Consider the following 17,648-nt stretch of genomic DNA (forward strand, 5'->3'; position numbering starts at 1 on the left):
GTGGGACCACGACGGAACGGGGCACGCAGCTCACCTGCGGGTGACGCGTGCCCCGCGGCTTCCGAAACGCCCCGCGGTGCTCCGCGCCGCAGGGCCGACCCCCGAGGAACGGAGTGTCATGAAGCACGCCGACCACGCGCGACGGCGGCGCCGGCTACTCGCCGGTGTGCCCGCGCTGGCACTGGCCGCGGCCGGGCTCTACGCCCCGGCGGCGGCGAGCGCCGTCGCCGCCCCCAGCGCGGTGATCAGCCCGAGCGAGTTCTACATCAACTACGCCGAGCCCGCGGTCCAGCACGACACCGAGGGCAAGGAGGTCAAGGGCAAGGGCGGCGTCTACGGATCCGTCGTCGACAGGGCCAAGGCGTTCGACCGCAAGCACGGCAAGGGCAACCCGCTCACCGCGCGCGAGCTGGCGAAGCTGGAGGCCAAGTCGATCCGGCAGGGCGGCAGCCCGCGCCGGTACAAGAAGGCGCCCACCACCCAGACCGCGAAGCTGCTCACCATCCTGGTGGAGTACAGCACCTCCGCCAACGACGACTTCACCGGCTCGATGGTGCCCGTCAGCATCGACGACCGCACCTGCGTGCCCGGCACGGTCCAGAACGGGCCCTTGCACAACGGCATCCCGAACCCGGCGACGCTGGCTCGCAAGGACAACAACTCCATGTGGGTGCCGGACTTCTCGCCGGACTACTACAACAAGATGCTGTACACCTCCAAGGGCATCACCGAGCGGGTCCGCAAGGACCTGACCGGCCCGGACGGCCGCCGCGGCATCGACATCTCCGGCCTGACCATGCGCAACATGTACCTGGAGATGTCCAAGGGCGCCTACACCGTCGCCGGTGAGGCCACGCCGTGGATCACCGTCCCGCACTCCGAGGCGTGGTACGGCGCGTCGCGCTGCTTCCTGAACGCCGAGGGCGAGTGGGAGGCCGGCGCGATCCAGTCGATGAACGGCCACCCGGACAACCCGCTCGGCCCGCAGCAGATGGCGATGGACGCGGTGAACGTGCTGGCCGCGTCGAACCCGAGCTTCCCGTGGGCCGACTACGACATCGAGGACCAGGGCGACCGCGACGGCGACGGCAATTTCTTCGAGCCGGACGGCGTCATCGACCACCTGGTGCTGGTGCACGCCGGTGAGGACAAGTCCGGCGGCGGCGGCGCGCAGGGCACGGGCGCGATCTGGGCGCACTCCTCGGCCGTCGCGGGCGGCTACACCATCCCCGGCACCGGCCTGAAGGTGTCGAACTACATCGTGCAGCCGGAGGACTCCGGCGTGGGCGTGTTCGCCCACGAGTACGGCCACGACCTCGGCCTGCCGGACCTGTACGACACCTCGGGCGGCGGCGACTCCGACGTCGACTTCTGGGACCTCATGGCGTCGGGCTCGCACACCGGCCCGATCTTCCAGGCGATGCCGACGCACATGGGCCTGTGGGACAAGTGGGTGCTCGGCTGGGCCGAGCCGGAGACCTTCGCGCCGGGCGCGGCCGACAAGACCGTGAAGATGGGTCAGACCTCGCGCACGCCCAAGCACACCGCCGACGGCATCAAGATCGACCTTCCGGCGAAGACGATCGTCCTGGCCGAGCCGCACAGCGGCGCCAACATGTGGTACACCGGCGCCGACCAGGACTGGGCCGACATCAAGGTGGCCCGCACGGTGACCGTGCCGGCCGCGGGCGACGCGAAGTTCTGGACGTGGAACAACTACGTCATCGAGCAGGACTGGGACTTCGGTTTCATCGAGGTGTCCACCGACGGCGGCACCACCTGGACCGACCTCAAGGTGTACGACGAGGCCGGCAACCTGGTCTCGACCGACGACGGCTACGCCGACCCGAACGGCAACATGGCCACGTTCGGCCGCCGCTACGGCCTCACCGGCGACAGCCACGGCTGGCGTCACGACTACGTCGACCTGAGCGCCTACCAGGGCCAGACGGTCCAGGTGCGGCTGCGCCTGGCCACCGACGCCGCCTTCCAGGAGCAGGGCTGGTTCGCCGACGACTTCTCGGTCACCGGCGGCGGCGCCACCACCTGGAGCGACGACGTCGAGTCCGGCGCCAACGGCTGGACGGCGACCGGCGGCACCTGGGTCGACACCACCGGCCCCGGCTGGCGCATCGACACCGGCTCCTCGGTCAAGGCGCACTACTACCTGGCCGAGTGGCGCAACTTCGACGGGTTCGACAACGGCCTGAAGTACGCCTACGACACCACGTACCAGCGTGACGGGGCGTGGAAGGTCGAGAAGATCAAGTACAACGCTCCGGGCATGCTGGTGTGGTATCGCGACACCACCTTCGGCAACGTCAACCACGCCGCCAACAACGCCACGGCGCTGCCCAGCGGCGGCGCCAAGGGCGGCCTGCTCATCGTGGACTCGCACTTCGACCCGCTGCGGCGGGCCGGCGAGGCCGCGGTGAAGGACCCGTCCACGCTGGACAACCTGCCCAGCCGGCCGCAGTCGTCGAACGCCGCGTTCACGTTCGGCAAGACGTACCCGTTCAAGGAGTGCTTCGAGGCGCCCGGCGAGCCGTTCAGCGAGTACTGCACGGCCTACCCGGCGCAGCGCGGCGTGACGGCGTTCACCGACGCGAAGGGCTGGGTCCCCGGCCTGGAGCACCGCGTCATCAACGGAGCGGACCAGTTCTTCTTCCGTGACGTCGACGCGTCCGCGGTGATCCCGTCGGCCGGCAACGTGCCGTACACCACCCGGATCGTCGAGGCCGACGGCACCCCGGCGACCGCGTTCTACGGCGCGGACTTCGGGTTCACCGTCGCGGGCACCGGCAACCCGGGCGACCAGGGCGCCGCGTACGGCGTCACGATCGTCCTGGTGAAGGCCGCGCACGACAACTCGTACGTCACCGTACGGGTCTCGCCCGCCAACTGATCCACGCACCGACGAAGGGGCTGCCCGGCCGGGCAGCCCCTTTCGCGTGCCTGACGGATCAGGAGCCGGACTGCCGCCGGCTGAGCCGCCCCACCTCGTACGGGGCCAGGTCCCAACGGGTGAAGCCGCGCGCGAGCTTGAAGTCGATGCCCGCGTCGACGAAGGGGAGCACCGCCGGGTTCGTCAGCGACTCGTCGCTGAGGGCCTCCCAGGCCAGCTGCCCGGCGCCAAGGGCCGCGAAGCCGCCCGTCTCCCCGCGCAGCAGCTCCCGCAGCTCACCGAAGAAGCCGTCCGGATCCGCCTTGGCCTCGTCGAGGAACGGCGCCAGGCATCGTTGCCACACCTCACCGCTGTCGATGCGGCTCTCCTGCCTGCCGAGCGTGAACCGGCCCAGCATCTCCAGGCGCTGCATCATGTCGGCAGGCAGCCGCCGCCTCCGCTTGAACCATGGCATGCCCGGCTCTGACGGACCCTGGCCTGTCCGTCAGAGCACGGTGATGGACGAGCAGACAGCGAATGCGGAAACCGGCTACCTGGCGGCACCGGCCGGCAGCGACGCGCGGCGGCGGGCGGCCTTCCGCCTGGGATCGGTGCTCCTGCTGCGGTACGCGACGGAGTCCGCCGCACCCGAGGACCGCGACCGGGCGATCCCGCTGTTCGAGGAGAGCCTGGCCGGACCCGGACTGACCCCGGAGGAGACCCACATCGCCTGGGGCTGCGCCGGGTTGCTGCTGATGCAGCGCGTCTTCCCGGCCCCGCTCACGCAGGACTCCGACGGCACCGCCTTCATGGCCTACATCATGGCGATGATGACCATGGACCAGACGGATCCCCGCAAACGCGCCGATGCCGCCCGCGCGGAAGCCCACCTGCGGAAACTGGCCGACCACGCGCCAGCCGACTCCCCGGTCCGGCAGCAGATGCTCCCCGCGCTGGCCGTACTCAAGATGTTCGCGTTCGACGGCCAGCCCGACCTGCTGGCCGCCATGGCGATCCTCAACGAGGCCGCCGCCACGGGGCCGGTCGACCAGCAGGCGGTCGTGGCCACCATCCGCGCGGCGATCCGCGCGGAGGACCCCACGGGGATGACCCCGGAGCAGGCGAACGAGACGGCCCATGAACTGGAGGGGCTGCTCGAACTGGTGCCACCCAACCCCGTCCTGCGGGCCCGGCTCCGTGCCGAGATCGCGGTGGCCGTGGGAAAGCTCGGGCAGGCCACCGGTGCTCCGGAGCTGCTCGCGGCGGCTCCCGAGCTGGCCGGTCGGTCACTTGAGGCGCTGGGGGAGGACGAGACCCGGCAGGAGATCCTCCGCCAGTTCGCCGGCCTGCTGCTCTCGGCGGAAGCGGCACAGGCCGCCGACGGGCAGCTCGACCTGCTGATCGGGCTGGCCGACCAGATCGTCGCCGAGGACTCCGTCAGCCCGGCCCAGGCGGGCAAGGACAGATACCTGCGCGGCATGATCCTCATGCTGCGGGGCCAGCGCGACGCCAGCAGCGCCGACCTCACCGCCGCCGCCGAGGAACTGCACCGCGCGGTGCGGGAGATCCCCGCCGACGACCCGATCGTGCCTTTCGTCGTGGCCACGCTCGGCGCGCTCTACAACGACCGGGCGCTGAGCCGGGGCGTGCTCGACGACGCCGAGGCCGGCCAGGAGCTGCTCCGGGCGGCGCAGCTCATCTACGACAGCAGCCTGCCCGGGGGAGCCGCAGACGGCCACATCATCGCCGGGCTGCAGAGCATCACCCGGCTCAAGGACTCCGTCCAGAGCAGGGACCAGGCGGGGCTGCACCAGGCGGTGACGTCGCTCAGATCCGTCACGAACAGCCTGTCGCCCGAGTTCCCCCTGCGCGCACGGCTCGACGCCGCCCTCGGCGTCGCACTGATGACGCTCGGCACCTCCAACAGCGACCCCACGTTGCTCAACGAAGGGCTCGCCGTGATGCGGCGGGCAGGGCGACGGAGCCCCACCGTCACCGTGGACATGACCCTCACCCGGGTGGCGCAGGCCGCGGCGGACCTGGTCGAGGGCCTGCTGAACCACGATCCGGACGCACCGGACCGGGCGATCGAGCGGCTCAGCCTGCTGGAGGCGGACGGCTCGCTCACCGAGGAGGAGCGCCTCACCGTGCTGAGCCTGCTCGCGCAGGCGTACCAGGCCCGGCACACCGCGCAGGGCATGCCGGCCGACAAGGACACGGCCCTCGCCTACCGGGAGAAGGCGTCCGCCGCGCTGCCACGGGCAGGCCATCCGCAGGCCGCGCACATCATCGGCGGCCTGGCCGAGGCCCACCGCCAGGGCGGAACCGACAGCGGCCGGGCGCGGTCCCTCAGCCTGGGACTGGACAGCCTGCGGGCGCGTGGCCTGGACGTGCTGCTGCAGAGCAATCCGTCGCACGGGCTCGCGGCCGCGCGCGACGCCGCCGCCGACGCGGCCCGGCTGGCCCGCTGGTGCTGGGCCGACGGTGACCTCACCGCCATGTACGAAGCGGTGGAGCTGGGCCGCGGCCTGGTCCTGCACGCCTCGACCACGGCCACGCAGATTCCGGGTCTGCTCCGTGACCGCGGGCTGGCCGACCTGGCGCTGGAGTGGGAACGGGCCGGCGCCGTCGGGAGCATCCTGCCGCCGGCGGCGACGCGGGACGCCTCGGCCGTCGCCGACCTTGCCGGCGCGCTGCTGGATCGGGGCCTGCCCCTGAACGTCCGGTCGCGCATCCTGGAGGCGCTGAGCGAGACGACCGCCGCCCGGCAGCTGGGCGAAGTGCCCGGCCCGGCGGCGGTGGGCGCGGCACTGACCTCCATCGGCGCCGCCGCCCTGGCCTACCTGCTCGCAGGGGACGAGGGTCAGCCCGGGGTCATCCTCGTCGTCACCGCCGACGGCGAGATGCGTGCCCGGCCCGCGCCCGGACTCCAGGCCACACCGGGCCACTGGGGCAACCCGCCCTCATCCGCCTCGCGCGACGTGCTACCGGTAGGGCATCGCCCCAGCGAGCCCTGGCAGGACGACGTCTGCGACTGGGCCTGGACGGCGGCGCTCGGCCCGCTGCTGGAGGAGCTCGGTCTCGTCCCCGATGGCGTGCCCGCCCGTGTGGTCCTGGTGCCGACGGGAACGCTGGGCGTGTTCCCGTGGCATGCCGCGCGCAGGCCCGTCGCCGGCGGTCACCGCTATGCGATCGAATCCGTCCAGCTGACCTATGCGGCCTCGGCCCGCCAGCTGGTCGAGGTCGCCGGCCGTCCCACGGCGGCGCCGGACGACGGGGTGATCCTCGTGGGCGACCCGACCCGTGACCTCCCCGGCGCCCGGGCCGAGGCGGAGCTGCTGCAGGCCGCGTTCTACCCCGAGGCGCTGCTGCTCAACGACGCGAGCCCGGAGGATGTGCTGCGGCACCTGCCCGGTCCCGCCGGTGAGGGCCCGGCACTGCTGCACTTCGCCTGTCACGCACGCGCCGGTGAGAGCCTGCCCGAGTCGTATCTGCGGCTGGCCAAGCCCGCGGACCTGACCGGCCGGTGCGAGCTCCCGCTGGACCGCATCCTGCGCCATGCCGCCGGGCGCGCCCCCGGCACCGCAGGCGGCCTGGTCGTCCTGGCCGCCTGCGCCAGCGACGTCTCCACCACCGGTCACGACGAGTCGATCACCCTGGCCACGGCCTTCCTGGCCGCCGGATTCACCGGGGCGGCCGGTTCCCGCTGGCCGGTGGACGACGTGCCAACGGCATACCTGATGGCCGTCTTCCACCACTACCTGCGCGAGCGGGGCCTGGCCCCCGCCGAGGCGTTGCACCGGGCCCAGCGCTGGATGCTCGACCCGCACCGCGAGGAGCCGGCGGCGCTGCAGGCGCTGCCGCCGGTCGCGTCGGCCGACCTGGCGTCGGTCCGGGTGTGGGCGGCCTTCTCCTACCACGGCCGGTGAGGCGCCTGTCCGTCAGATAGCAGCGGCACCAGGACCAGCCCCCACCGGCCGGTGCCGCCGTGCTCCCTCCACGAGAAAGAGCTTCCCATGGCTGGTACCAATAGGTTCAGCACGCCGATCGCGATCACCCTGCTGGTCGCCGTCCTCGTCGGACTGGTCGCCGTGTTCGTGTTCCCGCCGCTTCCGCTGGTGGTGGTCGCGCTGCTGCTGGCCGTCGCCTTCGGAGCCGGCGCGTACGGGCTCTCGCGCCGGGTCGCCTACCTGAAGCAGAACCAGTACTTCGGTCAGGGCAACCGGCAGGGCGAGGGCAGGCCGCTGGTCGCCCAGCTGTTCACCGCGACCGTGGGCCTCACCGTCGTGTCCGTGCTGATGGGGTTCGGCGCCGCCTTCGCGGCGGTCAGCGCGGGCGCGGGCGGGACCGCAGAGCCCTCGGCATCCCCGGCGGCCTTCTCGCCCGAGCCGCCTGCCCCCAGCCCGACCCTGGAGCCGAGCCCGACTCCCGAGCCCAGCCCGACGGCCGAGACCGAGCCGTCCCCCACAGATGAGGCTCCCACCGCGGAACCTGACCCGTCCGGCACGGTCGTTCCCGGGATGACCGTCTTCCTCGACGAGAGGCGCGCTCTGGCGGGCTACACACAGACCGGCGCGTACTCCATGTCGGCCACCCTCTACCAGCGGAGTGTCCGGGTGTCCTGCGAGCGGCCCAACGAGGACTACACCGAGTGGAACGTGGCCGGCTTCCACACCTTCAAGGCCACGCTGGGCATCTCGGATGATCAGTCGAACGCGTTCGGCGCGATCGGTGAGTTCGTCTTCTACAACCAGAACGGCAACGCCATCGGCAAGCCCCACGTGGTGTCCATCGGCAGTCCCAAGAAGGTCGAGGTCGACCTGACCGGGGTGGTCCGGCTGCGCATCACCTGCAGCGGGCGGGACTCCAAGACCAGCAAGACACGCTCTCTCTACACCATTTTCGGCGACGCGACGATCGTCTCCTGAAACGAGGAAGCGATGCTGATCGAGGCGACGTGTGATCCCGCCGAGGACGAGCCGCGCCTGGCCGCCTGGCACGTGGCGGTCCGGGAGCTGATCGCGGTGGCCGCCTGGGTGCCCAAACGCCCCGGGCTCGGCGAGGACGCCGAACCGACGTTCATGCACCACGCCCCGTCCGGGCGCGGGGTGCTGGGGGTCTACGACGGGCTCGGCGGCGCGGGGGCGCGGCACGCGGGCCGGGCGGCGGACGGGCGCCGGCTCAGCCACGCGTTCGTCGCGTCCCGGCTCGCCCACCTCACGGTCCAGTCCTGGTTCGCCGGCCTGGCCGAGGGGCAGGCCGAGCCGACGCTGCCGCAGCGGCTCGCCGAGACGCTCGGCGGGGCGCGCACCGCGGCGCGGAACAAGATCGTCGGCACCATGCGGCGGGACTTCCCGACCACACTGGCCGTCATCGACTACCAGGAGGCCGACGGCGGGCTCACCGCCACCGCCTCCTGGGCCGGTGACTCCCGGTGCTACCTGCTCACCGCGGACCTCGGCCTGCAGCAGCTCAGCAAGGACGACAGCGACGTCGAGGACGTGCTGGAGCTGCTCATCGCCGACCAGCCGATGACCAACGTGGTCAGCGCCAGCGGCGACAGCACCATCCACCGCCGGGTGTTCGCGGGGCTGCCCACGCCGTGCGTGCTGGTCTGCGCCACCGACGGGTTCTTCGGCTACGTGACCGCTCCGGCCATGTTCGAGCACGTGCTGCTCAGCGAGCTGGACCGCGCCGCCGACGCGGGGGAGTGGGCGCAGCGCCTGACCACCCGGGTCCGCGGCTACACCAGCGACGACGCCTCCGTCGTCGCGGTCGCCGTCGGCTTCGGCTCCTTCGCGCAGCTCCAGGAGGCGTACCGGGAACGGCTGCGGCGGCTCACCCACGAGCACGCCGACATGTTCGACACCGTGGCCGGCCGGACCGAGTTCGTCGCGGCACGCCGCCGGTCCTGGGAGATCTATCGGCGCAACTACCTGCGCTACTTCAACTGGCCGACCGAGGACCTGACCGTGCCCCGGTCACCGGCGCCTGAGCAGACGGGAGCCCGGTGGTGAAGAAGGGCGACGAGATCAAGGGATACCGGATCGTCTCGGACCCGACGACCAGCGGCGGCGGCCGGTGCGTCTGGGCGTTCGCCGAGAAGTCCGGGGGCAAGTACTTCATCAAGCAGTTCCTCGACCCGAAGTGGCCGACCGCGTCGTCCATGGGCAGCCCGGCGAGCAAGCAGGCCCGCCGCGACGAGTGCCTGGGCTTCGAGAAGCGGCACCGCGAGGTCAACCAGTTGATCAACCCGACCCGGGCCAAGGGCGGCAACCTGGTCTCCGCCGTCGAGTTCTTCCGCGAGGACACGACGTACTACAAGGTGACCGAGCGGGTGGAGGCGCTGAGCCTGCGGCATCTGGGCGGCCTCCCGGTGCGGCAGGTCGCCGTGGCGATCCGCACCCTGTGCCAGAGCGTGCGGCAGCTGCACCGGGCCGGGATCGTGCACGGCGATCTCAAGCCCGAGAACGTGCTCCTGCAGCGCGCCCCGGACACCGACCACTACCTCGCCAAGGTGATCGACTTCGACGACTCCTACCCGTCGGGCACCCCGCCGCCGCCCGACCAGATCGTCGGCGACCAGCGGTACGGCGCGCCCGAGTGGCTCAGCTACGTCAAGCAGGACGGGTCGACCAAGGCGGCCGATCTGACCACCGCGGCCGACGTCTTCACCCTGGCGCTGGTCATCCACGTCTATCTCACCGGCGTGCTGCCGGGCTATGACGCCACCCGGTTCGGCGCCGCCGCGGACGCGATCAGGCTGGGCGAGCCGCTGCAGTTCGACACGCGCCTCAGCCCCGCTCTGATCGAGCTGATGCGGCGGATGACCGCGCTGCGGCCCGGCGACCGCCCCTCGCTCGACGGCGTCCAGGCCGCACTCGCCGACGACTCCCTGCTGCGGCCGGTGGACGCGCCGCGACGTGATGAACGCGTGCCCCCGCCACCGCGCCGAGAACAGGTCGGCCGTCTGCGGATCAACATGGGCGGCTAGCCCGCCGACCACCCATCAACCCGATACAAGGAGGAGAACCGTGTCCAACAACGACTACGACGCCACGCTGTCCTACGCCGTGGACATCGTCTTCTGCATCGACGTCACGGGGAGCATGACGCCGGTGCTCGGCACCGTCAAGGACGGCGCCCTGTCCTTCCACAAGCGCCTCGAGGAGGCCATGCACGCCAAGGGCAAGGCCATCAGCCAGCTCCGGCTGCGGGTCATCACCTACCGGGACTTCGCCGACAACGCCGCCGACGCGATCGAGGCGTCTAGCTTCTGGAACATCCCGGACCAGATCGACGAGTTCGAGGCGTTCATCCGGCGGCAGCGGGCCTCCGGCGGCGGCGACGAGCCCGAGTCCGGCCTGGAGGCGCTGGCCGTGGCGATCAAGTCCGAGTGGGAGCGCGGCCTGGACCGCCGCCGCCACGTCATCGCGATGTTCACCGACGCCTCGGCCCACCCCCTCGGCACGGGCGCCTCGGCCCGTACGTACCCGGCGGGCCTGCCCTCGTCCATGGACGACCTGTTCGAGATGTGGGGGTACGCGACGAGCCAGCAGGCCGTGATGGAGAACGCCGCCAAGCGGCTGCTGCTGTTCGCGCCGGACACCAACCCGTGGAACGTGATCGCCGCGGACTGGAACAACACCATCTACCTGCCCTCGCGCGCCGGGGAGGGGCTCGAGGAGGTCGAGCTCGCCGAGATCATCGACACCATCGCCAACAGTGTCTGAGACCCCGGGGCCGGCCGACGGCTCGTTCCGGCTGCAGGTGACCGCGGAACGGATCCGGCTGGACAACGCCGGCGCGCTGATCGACGTGCCGCTGGCCTGCCTGGCCGAATACGAGGTCGCCGAGACCCCGGACCCCGAGGTGTTCGATCTGCGGATCAGCTTCGAGGTCCAGGTCACCGAGGTGATGCTGCGGCATCGCGGCATCATCTCGGTGTTCGAGGCGCTCGGGCGGTCCTGGGAGGCGGCCTCCGGCCGTCTGCCGGGGCCCGCCCCGGCGCTCGCGGGCGGCTTGGCCGAGCACCACCCGTACGGCGAGCCGGACCTCGACTCCGCCGTCCCCGCCGAGCCGGTCCGGGTGGAACCGGAACCGGTCCTGCGCGGCCCGGCGCTCGTCGCGGACGCACCCGAGTGGATCATCTTCGGCCCGCTGGCCGACACCCGGCGGCTGTCCGAGGCCGAGCTGATGACGGCCGACTCGCAACAGACGCCGCGATGACGAACGGCCGGCGGCCCACCCGGGATGCGACCCGGGTGGGATCGCCGCGCCTATGCGGGCCCCGCGCGCAGCCCGGCCCGCAACTGCAGGAACCGGAACAGCCCAGGACGGCCGACGACCGCCTGGTACCCGTCGACGACCGCGTCCACGAACGCCTGCACGTCACCCGCCGGCAGTCGCGAGGTCCAGCCGGAGAACCCGACCGTGCACCACTGCGCGAACTGCTCGCGCGAGCCGAAGTCCCATTCCCGGTCGACGACCGACTGCTCGGTGACCTCGAGACCGGCGCCGCGCGCGATCCCGGCGAGGTCCTCCGGGTCGATGTGCACGTACGGCGGCGTGAAGCCGCCGAACACGGGCGCCCAGCGCGGATCGCGGGTCACCTCCATCGCGACGTGCTCGACGCTCGGCCGCGGGCCGCGGCAGACGAACTGCACGAGCACCCGCCCGCCGGGTGCGAGCGCCGCCGCGATGTTGCGGTAGGCGGCCTGCTGGTCGGCCACCCAGTGCAGCGCGTTGAACGAGACCACCAGGTCGAAGTCCGGCCCGAACGCCATCGTGGTGACGTCGCCGACCTGGAACGACACGTTCGCCTGCCGGTCGTCGGCAGCACGCGCCGCCTCGATCATCCGTGGTGAGGGATCCACGCCGAGCACGGACCCGGCAGGCAGCCGTGACGCGATCCACCGGGTCACGTACCCGTCGCCGCAGCCCACGTCCAGGACCCGCTCGTCGCCGGTGACCGTGACGGACTCCAGACAGGCCGTCGCCATCGCCCGCTGCAGGCCGCTGACGTGGGCGTACCCGGTCCCGTCCCAGTCGGTCATGCCCGCGTCATCGGGTGGGCGACGGGGTCGGGACCAGCGATCGCCCGTACAGCGCCTGCATGATCGCCATGGCGATCGCGTTGGCGGGCTGCTGGCCGCCCGGGCCGGCGAACAGGGACGTCAGCACGATCACCGAGTTCCTCGTGGCCGGGTCGTGCGCCATGAAGGAGTTGAAACCGGGGATCTGGCCGTCGTGGCCGTACAGCGGCCCGAACTTCACGATCGCCAGCCCGTAGCCGACGTCGGCGTTGTCCGGGGTCGGGATCGGCTTGATGCTGTCCAGCCGCGTCTTCTGCATGGCCGGGTCGAGCAGGCCGCCGCCCACCAGCGCCGTGACGTACCGGGTCAGGTCCGGCGCCGTGGAGATGGCGCCACCGGCCGCCCACGCCCACGACGGGTTGCTGTCGGTGACGTCCCTGGGCTTCAGCTCGCCCTTGGCCGCGGCGGCCTGCTCGGCCGGGGGCAGCGCCGGGTTGGCCAGCGTGCTCACGTTCGTGCCGAACATGTAGCCCTGCGGGTGCGGCGCGGGGATGCCGGCGTCGGCCGCCTCGGGCAGCTGCGTCCGGCTCAGGCCGAGCGGGCCGAAGATGCGCTGCTGGAACGCCTGCTGCAGCGTGCCGCCGGTGAGCTGCTCGATGATGAGGCCGGCCAGGATGAGGTTGGTGTTGGAGTAGTGGAACGCGGTGCCCGGCGGGAAGTACGGCGGCTTGGCGAAGGCGATGGCGAGCAGCTCGGCGGGCTTCCAGACGTATCCGGGATCGTTGTCGAGCCGGGCGTTGAACTGCTCGTCCTCGGAGTAGTTGTAGAGCCCGCTGCGCATGTCCAGCAGCTGGGTGATCGTGATCTGGTCGCCGTTCGGCACCTCGGGCTGGTACTTCGACACTGGGTCGTCGAGGCCGATCTTGCCTTCCTGTGCCAGCTGCAGGAGCACCGTGCCGGTCATCGTCTTGGTGTTCGAGCCGATGCGGAAGTGGTCGCCGACGGCCACGGGCGCGCCGCCGCCGACCGTCTGGGTGCCGAAGGTCTTGGTCCAGTCGCCCTGCTGCGGCGAGGTGATCATCACGACCGCGCCGGGGACGCTCATGTCCTTCATGATCTTCTGGATCTGCGCGTCGAGCGCCGTGGCGTAGGCGGGCGCCGTCGGCGCCGCCGTCCACCGCTGCGGCTCGGAGATCGCCTGGCCGCAGGCTCCGGCGGAGGCCGTGAGCACGAGCGAGAGAACCACGCCGCCTAGCCGCAACCGCCGCATTCCAGGACCCCCGTGCCGATCCGGCCGATCCAGTCCGAACGGCCCCGCTGCCCCTGTACGGAGTACATCAGATGGCAGATCGCCCGTCTGGGTTTCCTGGAATACCGTCAACGGGGCCGTCGGGCGCGGACGGCGGCTTCCGCGCCCCGCAGGGCACGGAAGCCGCGCGGGTCAGTAGCAGGCCGACGAGATCGCCTGGTAACCGATGTAGAGCTGGCCGGTGCGGCCGCTGATGTCGATCGAGGTTCCGTCGTACGCACCGCTCTGCCACTTGAGCGTGTTGCCCCACCAGAGCTGGGCCCGGCCGGTGGAGGTGTAGACCAGCTTCGGGCTCGGGGCGTTGGCCTGGTACACGTTGACCGCCCAGCAGACCTGGGTCGAGCCGCCGGACGGGTGCTTGTACAGCACCAGGTTGCCGTCGCTCTGCACGACCAGCCAGAGCTTGGTCACGCTGTACACCTCGCCCGTGGCCGAGTTCTTGAACACCACGTCGTTCCAGATGTACTGGTTCACGGTGAGCTGCGTCGGGCTGGAGCCGCTGCCCTGCCGGTAGACGGCCAGACCCTTGTTGGTGAGGTCGGAACCCGGGTACGCGGCCGCGGGCGAGGCGCTCACGGCGACCAGGGCCACGACGGCGGCGATCACCGCCAGCGTCCTGGCCCTCCAATTCCTGACCGGTCTGAACATACGAGTGTTCACTGTCCCTTCTGCTGTGGGATGACCTGGCGCGGTGCCGCCCACAGTCTGCGGCCGCCGGGACCCGGGCCGGACCGGCGTTGCAGCCGGGCGTTCTCATGCAACGCGGGCCGGCGTGAACACCTTGTGACATCGACGAGTGCCTGTTGACGGCCATTGATGAATGCCGCATCCTCGCCTCGTGAGCACGGCGACCGCGACCCGCCACATCGGCTGGCTGCTGCGGGTGAACCGCAAACACGGCCCGGACGAGGCACTGCACTCGGGCCGCACCTTCGCACGCGCCTTCACGCCCCGGGCCGGCCAGCCGCTCGCGCCGTCACAGGTCACCCGCTGGGAGACCGGCGAGCTGCTGCCCACCCGCGACGCGATCCGCCGGTACGAGCAGCTGCTCGGCCTCGCCCCCGGCTCACTGGTGGCGGTCGCCGACGCGATGATGCACTCCGCGGCGGACGGGGCGTCGTTGCGTACCAGCCACGACAGCGACCCCGATCGCGACCGCGCCCGGCTGTTCGAGCTGCTCGACCGCGTCACCATGGCGGACACGCTGACCGGGGCGGACTGGAGCGCGCTGACCGAGATCGTCGCCGCCCGCCCCGGACTCGAGCTCTACCCCCCGAAACTGTGGGGAGACCTCGCCGACCGGCTCCTCGACGAGATGGTCGAGGCGGTCGGCCACGAGTGGCTGCAGCGCCAGACGGCGATGAGCCGCCTCATCAGGCATCCCGCCGCAGGCCCCGACGCCGTGGCCCGCTGCATCGCGCACGCGCGCGACCCCACGTCACTGCTGATCGTCGAGCCGCTGTCGCTGCTCGGCCACACCCAGGACCCGGCCGCCGGCCGGTACGTGCTGCAGCAGCTGCGCCACCCCGACGGCGAACGCGCGCTGGAAGGGGCGCTGCAGGCGGCCATCCAGATGGTCCGGCACCTCAGCACGCGCCGGGAGGAGTCCGCGCGGCTGCTGACGTCCGTCACCGCGCTGATGAACGACCCCGCGACCAGCGGCGCCGTGCTCGCCCTCGCCGTCGAGGCGGGCCGCCGCCTCGCCCGGCAGCCCGCCCACGCCGGCGCCGTCTCCCGTCGGCTGCCCGCCGCCTCGCTCGCCCACCACGTATGGATCAGCCGCCGCCTGACCGAGCTGACCACGGCCCAGACCACCAGCGCCCGGATCGCCACCGGAGTGCACGGCCGACTCACCCCGCAGCCCGGCGACGTCGACGCGATGCTGGCGGCCCTGGTCGAGGAGGCGCTGTTCCTGACCGACCCGGACCGCAACTTCGCGGCGGCCATGCTCATCGGCGCGACGCCGTTCCGGATCCCGTTCACGCAGACGCTCCTGGAGGAGGTCAAGGTCGACCTCACGCGGCGGCACGGCACCTATCCGCTCACCAGCGCCCTGCGTACGCTCACCCTGCTCGGCGTCGACACCCACCGGCCGCTGATCCACGACCTGCTCACCAAACGCGGCGCCACCGAGACCGCGCGGGAGGCCGCGGCCTGGGCCACGCCGTTCTGCGCCGGGCGCTTCCCCGAGCGGATCTGGGAGCAGATCCTCGCGGTCCAGCTCGCGGCCTGGCAGCAGAACCCCAACACCACCAACGGATCCATCCTGCACGGGATCACCTTCGGCATCGGCACCGAACGCCACAGCCGCCTGCTCGCCGGCGTCTGCGCGCACCAGCGCACGCCGCACGTGGTGCGCGCCACGGCCGCGTCCTGGCTGCGCCGCATACCCTCGTCATAGGGGGTGCTGGGTGCCGGCTCCGGTCCGCCACCAGTGCGCCGTGTCCGTCGTCTCGCTGGACCAGAACTCCAGCAGATCCCCCGGGGCCAGCCCCAGCGTGTGCTCTATCTCGCCGGGTGTCAGGTTGCGCAGCGACTCCGACAGCGACCGGGTCAAATCCAGCCAGTAGCCGCGCAGCGTGGACTCGCTGACATACAGCCGCTTGGCCAGCTGGGCGTAGCTCAGCCCGCGGGCGCGGCCGTGCAGCAGCTGGCGCTGACGCTCGCTGAGCAGGGTGATGCAGTCACGCCGGACCAGCACCTCCAGGATCCCCACGACCGGCTGCGGGACGACGGTGCCGCCGCCGGCGACCTCAAGGAACAGCTGCTCGGCGCGGGCGGTGGGCAGCGCCTTCGCGGCGACCCCGGCCGCACCGGCCGCGATGCACGCGGCCAGCACGAAACGCCGCTCCTCCTGGGTGTAGACGCAGACCCGGTAGCCGCAGGCGGTCAGCGCGCGGATCGCCGCGATCCCCTGGCGTACGCCCGGCGGCTGGTCCACGTTGGTCAGATGCAGGTCCAGCACGACGAGGTCGGCCCGCGGCCGGGCGCGCACCGCCTCCTCGACCGTCGCGGCGGCGAAGACGACGTCGAGCCCGGGCATGAGCAGGCCGATCGAGTCGCGGATGAGCGACGCGTCGTCCACCACGGCGACGGCGGGCCTCACTCGGCCTCCACCAGGTCGTCGCGCGGCGAGCGGCCCGGCGCCGCGGCGGGACCGCCGGTGACCGTCACGGTCGTGCCGTCGCCGAGGGCCGATTCGACCTCGACGCGCATGCCGTGCCGTGCCAGCTCGCCGATGACGACCTCGCGCAGCCCGACGCCGGTGGCGGCCGGATCGAACCCCACGCCGTCGTCGCGGACGGTCAGCGTCCAGCCGTCCGGGCCGTGGTCGAGGTGGACCACGACGGAGTACGCGCGGGCGTGGACACGTACGTTGATCAGCAGGCTCTCCAGCGCGCGTTCGAGCGCGTCGGCGTGCCCGGCGGGCACCCGCACCTCGGCGCCCAGGTCGAGCAGCGCGTCCAGGGGCAGGTCGGGGAACCGGCCGCAGACCCGCTCGACGACCGGTGCCAGCGCGACGGTCGCGGCGTCGCCCGGCTCCGGCCCGTCCGGGGAGCGACCGCGCAGGTAGGAGCGCATCCGCTGCAGCTCGGCCTCGGCCAGGTCGATCAGCGCCGAGCGCGAGGTGTCCGTGCCGGACTCGGTGAGCAGCCGCATCACGGCCACGCCGTTGTGCATCACGACCTGCGCGCGCCGCTCCTCCTCGCGGCGGGCCAGTTCCGCCGCGTGGGCCCGGGACGCGTCGGCGTCGGCGGCGATGCGGCGGGTGTAGCCGAAGAACATCCGGCAGACCAGCCCGTACACCACGTAGGTGAGGATGTTGCCGATCGCGGTCGGTGTCACCGGCCCGCTGAGGTCCCCGCCGAGGTAGACCACATAGGAGGCGATCAGGCCGCCCAGCCCGCCGGCCCACAGCACCGGGCTGCGGACGCCGCTGGCCGTGATGATGATCGACAGGGCGTACGCGGGCTGGTAGGCCATCCAGGTGCCGAAGAGCACCTCCGGCGCCAGCACCAGCGGGGCCAGGATCAGCAGCAGCCCGGCCAGGGCGAGGTCGGCCACGGACGCCGCCGTACCCAGCGGGCGGCGGCGCACCAGCGCGACCACGCTGCCCGCCACCGAGGCGACGGCCGCCGCGAGCCAGCACACCAGGTACGCGGCCGGCCGCGGCGACGTCTGCACGCCGATGCCCACCGCGGGCACCATCTGCGCGAGCGTGCCCAGCCGGACCCCGGCCACGAAGTAGGAGAACGCCCGCTCCAGCCCGGCCTGGGTGGTGGGCAGCTCGGCCGGCCAGCGTCTGCGGCGACTGCTCATCGGTCCTCCCGGCGGGATCGAGGAACCATGGCGTGACATCGCCCCCGGCGGGCACCGGTCCGGCGATCGTGCCGATCAATGTACGTCAGCGGCGGGGGAG

14 protein-coding genes are annotated in these 17,648 nt (G+C 72.1%); 8 read left to right on the forward strand and 6 right to left on the reverse strand.

Translation table 11 applies throughout. The annotated features are described in order from the left end of the window. Window positions 1-118 precede the first annotated feature (118 nt). Complete coding sequence (locus CS0771_RS15970) at window positions 119-2,905, forward strand: immune inhibitor A domain-containing protein (protein WP_212841719.1); 2,787 nt, start codon at window positions 119-121, stop codon at window positions 2,903-2,905. Window positions 2,906-2,963: 58 nt separating this feature from the next. On the opposite strand, the gene CS0771_RS15975 is transcribed toward CS0771_RS15970, so the two are convergent. Beyond that, on the reverse strand, window positions 2,964-3,359 hold the full coding sequence (locus tag CS0771_RS15975; RefSeq protein WP_212841720.1) for a hypothetical protein: 396 nt from the start codon (window positions 3,357-3,359) through the stop codon (window positions 2,964-2,966). A gap of 43 nt (window positions 3,360-3,402) precedes the next feature. Here CS0771_RS15975 and CS0771_RS15980 point away from each other — a divergent pair, with 43 nt between their 5' ends. The 6 genes from CS0771_RS15980 (at window position 3,403) to CS0771_RS16005 (ending at window position 11,113) form a co-directional block, all read left to right on the forward strand. Then, window positions 3,403-6,813 carry a CHAT domain-containing protein gene (locus tag CS0771_RS15980; protein ID WP_212841721.1) on the forward strand — a complete coding sequence of 1,137 codons (3,411 nt, stop codon included), beginning with the start codon at window positions 3,403-3,405 and terminating at the stop codon, window positions 6,811-6,813. A gap of 87 nt (window positions 6,814-6,900) precedes the next feature. Beyond that, window positions 6,901-7,812 (forward strand): hypothetical protein, encoded by a 912-nt coding sequence (locus CS0771_RS15985; RefSeq protein ID WP_212841722.1) that lies wholly within the window; start codon window positions 6,901-6,903, stop codon window positions 7,810-7,812. Window positions 7,813-7,824: 12 nt separating this feature from the next. Then, window positions 7,825-8,901, forward strand: a complete 1,077-nt coding sequence (locus tag CS0771_RS15990) for a hypothetical protein (protein WP_212841723.1) — start codon at window positions 7,825-7,827, stop codon at window positions 8,899-8,901. Continuing rightward, window positions 8,898-9,878: a protein kinase gene (locus CS0771_RS15995; RefSeq protein WP_212841724.1), complete on the forward strand. Its 981-nt coding sequence runs from the start codon at window positions 8,898-8,900 to the stop codon at window positions 9,876-9,878. The genes CS0771_RS15990 and CS0771_RS15995 overlap by 4 nt, the downstream gene beginning before the upstream one ends. A gap of 40 nt (window positions 9,879-9,918) precedes the next feature. Then, a complete protein-coding gene (locus tag CS0771_RS16000; RefSeq protein WP_212841725.1) occupies window positions 9,919-10,617 on the forward strand; it encodes a vWA domain-containing protein in 699 nt (232 codons plus the stop codon). Further along, complete coding sequence (locus CS0771_RS16005) at window positions 10,610-11,113, forward strand: hypothetical protein (RefSeq protein WP_212841726.1); 504 nt, start codon at window positions 10,610-10,612, stop codon at window positions 11,111-11,113. The genes CS0771_RS16000 and CS0771_RS16005 overlap by 8 nt, the downstream gene beginning before the upstream one ends. A 50-nt stretch (window positions 11,114-11,163) precedes the next feature. On the opposite strand, the gene CS0771_RS16010 is transcribed toward CS0771_RS16005, so the two are convergent. The 3 genes from CS0771_RS16010 to CS0771_RS16020 form a co-directional block, all read right to left on the reverse strand. Beyond that, a complete protein-coding gene (locus CS0771_RS16010) occupies window positions 11,164-11,940 on the reverse strand; it encodes a trans-aconitate 2-methyltransferase (RefSeq protein ID WP_212841727.1) in 777 nt (258 codons plus the stop codon). Between the two features lie 7 nt (window positions 11,941-11,947). Beyond that, window positions 11,948-13,165, reverse strand: a complete 1,218-nt coding sequence (locus tag CS0771_RS16015) for a serine hydrolase (RefSeq protein ID WP_244870820.1) — start codon at window positions 13,163-13,165, stop codon at window positions 11,948-11,950. Between the two features lie 195 nt (window positions 13,166-13,360). Then, on the reverse strand, window positions 13,361-13,834 hold the full coding sequence (locus CS0771_RS16020; protein WP_212841729.1) for a hypothetical protein: 474 nt from the start codon (window positions 13,832-13,834) through the stop codon (window positions 13,361-13,363). Between the two features lie 232 nt (window positions 13,835-14,066). On the opposite strand from CS0771_RS16020, the gene CS0771_RS16025 reads away from it, so the two are divergent. Continuing rightward, a complete protein-coding gene (locus tag CS0771_RS16025) occupies window positions 14,067-15,629 on the forward strand; it encodes a hypothetical protein (protein ID WP_212841730.1) in 1,563 nt (520 codons plus the stop codon). On the opposite strand, the gene CS0771_RS16030 is transcribed toward CS0771_RS16025, so the two are convergent. Both CS0771_RS16030 and CS0771_RS16035 read right to left on the reverse strand, forming a co-directional pair. Beyond that, window positions 15,624-16,334: a response regulator transcription factor gene (locus CS0771_RS16030; protein ID WP_212841731.1), complete on the reverse strand. Its 711-nt coding sequence runs from the start codon at window positions 16,332-16,334 to the stop codon at window positions 15,624-15,626. The two genes, CS0771_RS16025 and CS0771_RS16030, sit on opposite strands and share 6 nt — an antisense overlap. Next, entirely contained in the window at window positions 16,331-17,548 is a 1,218-nt protein-coding gene (locus CS0771_RS16035) for a sensor histidine kinase (protein ID WP_244870821.1), read from the reverse strand. Before CS0771_RS16035 ends, CS0771_RS16030 begins: the two co-directional genes overlap by 4 nt. Between the last annotated feature and the right edge of the window lie 100 nt (window positions 17,549-17,648).

Source organism: Catellatospora sp. IY07-71, assembly GCF_018326265.1.
In the GTDB taxonomy this organism is placed as follows: Bacteria; Actinomycetota; Actinomycetes; order Mycobacteriales; family Micromonosporaceae; genus Catellatospora.

Bases quoted from the DNA above. Each gene is read 5' to 3' on its own strand.
- CS0771_RS15970 (WP_212841719.1), top strand. From the start codon at position 119: ATGAAGCACGCCGACCACGCGCGACGGCGGCGCCGGCTACTCGCCGGT.
- CS0771_RS15975 (WP_212841720.1), bottom strand. From the start codon at position 3,359: ATGCCATGGTTCAAGCGGAGGCGGCGGCTGCCTGCCGACATGATGCAG.
- CS0771_RS15980 (WP_212841721.1), top strand. From the start codon at position 3,403: ATGGACGAGCAGACAGCGAATGCGGAAACCGGCTACCTGGCGGCACCG.
- CS0771_RS15985 (WP_212841722.1), top strand. From the start codon at position 6,901: ATGGCTGGTACCAATAGGTTCAGCACGCCGATCGCGATCACCCTGCTG.
- CS0771_RS15990 (WP_212841723.1), top strand. From the start codon at position 7,825: ATGCTGATCGAGGCGACGTGTGATCCCGCCGAGGACGAGCCGCGCCTG.
- CS0771_RS16010 (WP_212841727.1), bottom strand. From the start codon at position 11,940: ATGACCGACTGGGACGGGACCGGGTACGCCCACGTCAGCGGCCTGCAG.
- CS0771_RS16035 (WP_244870821.1), bottom strand. From the start codon at position 17,548: ATGAGCAGTCGCCGCAGACGCTGGCCGGCCGAGCTGCCCACCACCCAG.